This is a genomic window from Haloarcula nitratireducens, assembly GCF_019599505.1.
Genome location: NZ_RKLT01000059.1, coordinates 1 through 3085, shown reverse-complemented (window position 1 = coordinate 3085; position 3085 = coordinate 1). Strand labels below are relative to the sequence as shown.

General features: G+C 56.6%; 5 protein-coding genes and 1 pseudogene. 3 read left to right on the top strand and 3 right to left on the bottom strand.

From position 1 onward, the window contains the following. Positions 1-215: DUF8048 family protein (locus tag EGH23_RS26165; RefSeq protein WP_483867138.1), on the bottom strand; the 215-nt coding region annotated here is incomplete at its 3' end. A 413-nt stretch (positions 216-628) separates the two neighbouring features. On the opposite strand from EGH23_RS26165, the gene EGH23_RS26160 reads away from it, so the two are divergent. Beyond that, positions 629-766 carry a hypothetical protein gene (locus EGH23_RS26160; protein WP_220582916.1) on the top strand — a complete coding sequence of 46 codons (138 nt, stop codon included), beginning with the start codon at positions 629-631 and terminating at the stop codon, positions 764-766. Between the two features lie 174 nt (positions 767-940). Here the strand turns inward: EGH23_RS26160 and EGH23_RS26155 are convergent, their stop codons facing one another. Continuing rightward, entirely contained in the window at positions 941-1771 is an 831-nt protein-coding gene (locus tag EGH23_RS26155) for a class I SAM-dependent methyltransferase (RefSeq protein WP_220582915.1), read from the bottom strand. A 403-nt stretch (positions 1772-2174) separates the two neighbouring features. On the opposite strand from EGH23_RS26155, the gene EGH23_RS27560 reads away from it, so the two are divergent. Both EGH23_RS27560 and EGH23_RS26755 read left to right on the top strand, forming a co-directional pair. Further along, positions 2175-2303 (top strand): DUF8129 domain-containing protein, encoded by a 129-nt coding sequence (locus tag EGH23_RS27560; protein ID WP_483867137.1) that lies wholly within the window; start codon positions 2175-2177, stop codon positions 2301-2303. After that, complete coding sequence (locus EGH23_RS26755; protein ID WP_483867136.1) at positions 2296-2892, top strand: hypothetical protein; 597 nt, start codon at positions 2296-2298, stop codon at positions 2890-2892. Before EGH23_RS27560 ends, EGH23_RS26755 begins: the two co-directional genes overlap by 8 nt. Here the strand turns inward: EGH23_RS26755 and EGH23_RS26145 are convergent. Next, positions 2889-3085, bottom strand: a pseudogene (locus EGH23_RS26145) (RNA-guided endonuclease TnpB family protein); the annotation flags it as partial. The gene EGH23_RS26755 and the pseudogene EGH23_RS26145 overlap by 4 nt on opposite strands.

Sequence of the window (3085 nt, the reverse complement as noted above, 5' to 3'; positions counted from 1 at the left end):
GATTGGTGCACCCGGTAGGCGCGCGTGCCGTCTACAGTCACGTAGTCCGTACTGTGTTCGAGGTTCGAGTGTCGACCAATGAGTTCAGCATGCAGGATGACCAGTGCGGTTGCCAATGTTTGGTGCTTTACGTCTGCCATCTCCGCAACACGTTCGATAGTTGCGCTGTCGAGTCCCGATTCATCTGCCGCAGTCGCAGAGTCACCTTCGAGCATATGTATTGCGTGTGAATGACACACAATGAATGTATCTCTCCACGAAGGACAGAATCAGTATTTTATTCGGCTCATTTCCGTGTGATATTCTCCGGTGGTGCTAAAGCAGTTGGCGACGGAGATGTCATTGATGTTGAAACAAGAGTTAATTTGCCCACTCTGCGAGTTCTCAGGAGAGACTACAACGTCTCTTTATCGCCATTTGCAGGTTAGTCATCGGAAAAGCGAGCTCAGCAAAGCGCTGTTACAACCAGAAGAGACAGAGCAGAGCAAACTAAAAGTACAGCAGTAGGCCAAGCCCGAATCAAGAATTCGACGCCTGATTAGGGGGTGAGAGAATGGATTTTGCCACTCTCGAGTAGTGGCCTTTCAGCCGCTGATTTTGTGCGCCTCTGGGGGGTGAGAGGCTCAGCATGAGTACCGACAAGCAGCAGCCAGTTGACGAAGAGGCACAGGACCAAATTGACGACGCCGCTTCTATCGCCGCCGAGCATCGTCGTGCACAGGCCTCGGGGGAAGTGTTTGAGGGTGAACCGAATCGAGAGCGCTAGGACCGATGCACAATCAAATTCTCGGGTGATATCGCAACCTCTAGTTTCCTTCGGACAACGCGGTGACCCTCTGGACTATCCGGCCTGTAATCCTACAGCTGAAATATTCTGTGTTCATGCGTTCTCCCCCGGATGTGAACTGAGTGATGTACTCGATCGGCCAGGCCAGGGTTTTCACTTCGTCCCGACAGCGATATGCATCTGGTTGGTCAGGACGGCGGGGCCGCTCCCTCCGGAACGGTCACGGAGTTTGGTGTCCAGGATTCGCTGAACCTCGGCTATTTGCTCTTCGGTCAGGTCGGCGACCAGTGTTGCGGCGATTGGGTTGCTGTTGACCACCATGTCCCAGAGGTGCTCGGCGGACTGGATCTCCATGTCCCACGTCTCGGTGTCAATGCGGATATCGTTCAGTCTAGCATCGGCAAGTTGTGCGCGCAGCTTCTCGGCATCCGCCGCCTGGAACGGTAAGGGCGGGGGGTCCATCGGGAGGCCATCGAACCCAGGAATGGCCGCTTGCATTGCCTCCATGAAGAACGTGAGAAACTCTGCTTCCGTCGGCGGACCAAACGCGAGAACCAACACTTGTCCACCCGGTTTCGTGACCCGTACCATCTCGCGCAGCCCGCGCTGCATATCCGGAAACAGCGAGACACCGTTCTGGGATGCGGCGACATCGAAGGTGTCGTCCTCGAACTCGAGGGCGTGGCCATCCATGACACGGGCCTCGATATCGGTCAGTTCCTCATCCCGTGCGCGTGCAGTGAGCAACTCGACCATCGCGGGAGAGATGTCGGTCGCCACTACCTCCGTGCCGAGACGTGCCGCCGGAATGCTGAGGGCTCCGCTGCCGGCAGCCACGTCGAGAAACCGCACCCCTGGACCGAGATCGACTCTGTCAAGGGCCATCTCAGCGAAGGAGAGGGTCAATGGTGTGGCGTACTCGTCGAAGCCAGCAGCGACCTCGTCCCACGCGGCCTGCGTGTCGCGGAGTTCCTCAGCGGTCATGGGTGTTCCCCGCTTTGTTAGGCCGGAGTACGGGAGTGTGATGTCTCCCTCGAAAGTCTCTAACTGCACTACTATCTACCGGGTTTGCCTGTACGGTCATAGCAAGACAGGTCGTATATACGCTACGAGAGAGCAAATAGTTATCCATAAATTTTCATTATATTTCTGCGCCATCACGAGGTGCGAGGGCGAACTTCTTTAGAGCTGTCCCTCTGCCAAATCGACATTCCAGCAGCAGGTTCGGACCGTTGTCGACGCTATCACGAAAACGGTCGCGACGTGGGACCAGTAGGAGATGGGATTATGAGCGGCGATACCGACGCCGCGGTTCTGGAAGATCTCCCCTCCCGAGCGACTTCTGTCAGGTGATCAGCTCCGACCGATTCTCGCTGGCATTCGCTGTATGAACTCTATCGAGACGATTCAAGCGTATCTGGCCTATGAGACGAGACATCAGAATCGAACGCACGTCCAGGACAAACTTCGGCTGCGCGCTCGTGAACTCCGTCGCCGGGGGGACGGCGATGAGTGACGAACGACTCTTCATCGAGGTCTATGGAATCGACCCCGACGATATCCCGGTTCACGCGGATGAGCCATCGGTCCCCGACGAAGCGACGGCTATCGCGAACGATATCCACGACTTGTTCTGCGAAGAGTACGGGCTGACCGACGTCGAAGGTGTTGCAACCGTCGTGAATCCCGCCGTCCACGAGCAGTTAGTAAGCGAATCCGATTCCCGAGAAGAACCAGTTGGGGAGGACGAACAGCCCCTGTACGCGATTCAATGTCGCGGTGGCCTTCTCCTGGAATGGACCGTCAGCCGACAAACCAACGCATCTGTCGCCGGGCCGAACCGAGAGCGGCCAGCACTACGCGTGCTGTACGTAACTCGTAACGGTAGGCAAGCTGCTGTCCGTGAGTGGGAAGCCACTCGACAGGCAGAGGTGAGATGGACTCCTGAGTCAGCGTTTGCGAGCGTGATCACGAAATCCCCAACACCTGTGATGACGCCGACGACAACTCCGAGTAGTGTCGGTCACTCGTCGAAGAGCGATACGATGCTGCTTGACATCCTCCCGCGCCTAAAGACGCGGGAATCCCAAGTGTTGGGATATTAGGGTTTGCAGTCTCCCTGCTCTCTCGTGTTGAACAACCCGCTCTCGCGGTCGAACAGGAAGACTCCGGGCTGTGCCAACCAGCCGTTACTCATATCCCCCGTCGGGGGACTCTGAGTTATCTTGCGCCGAATATTCACTGCACCGTTCACGTCTGCGTTCATCATCGTTTCGCACGACGAACAGACGTACAGAC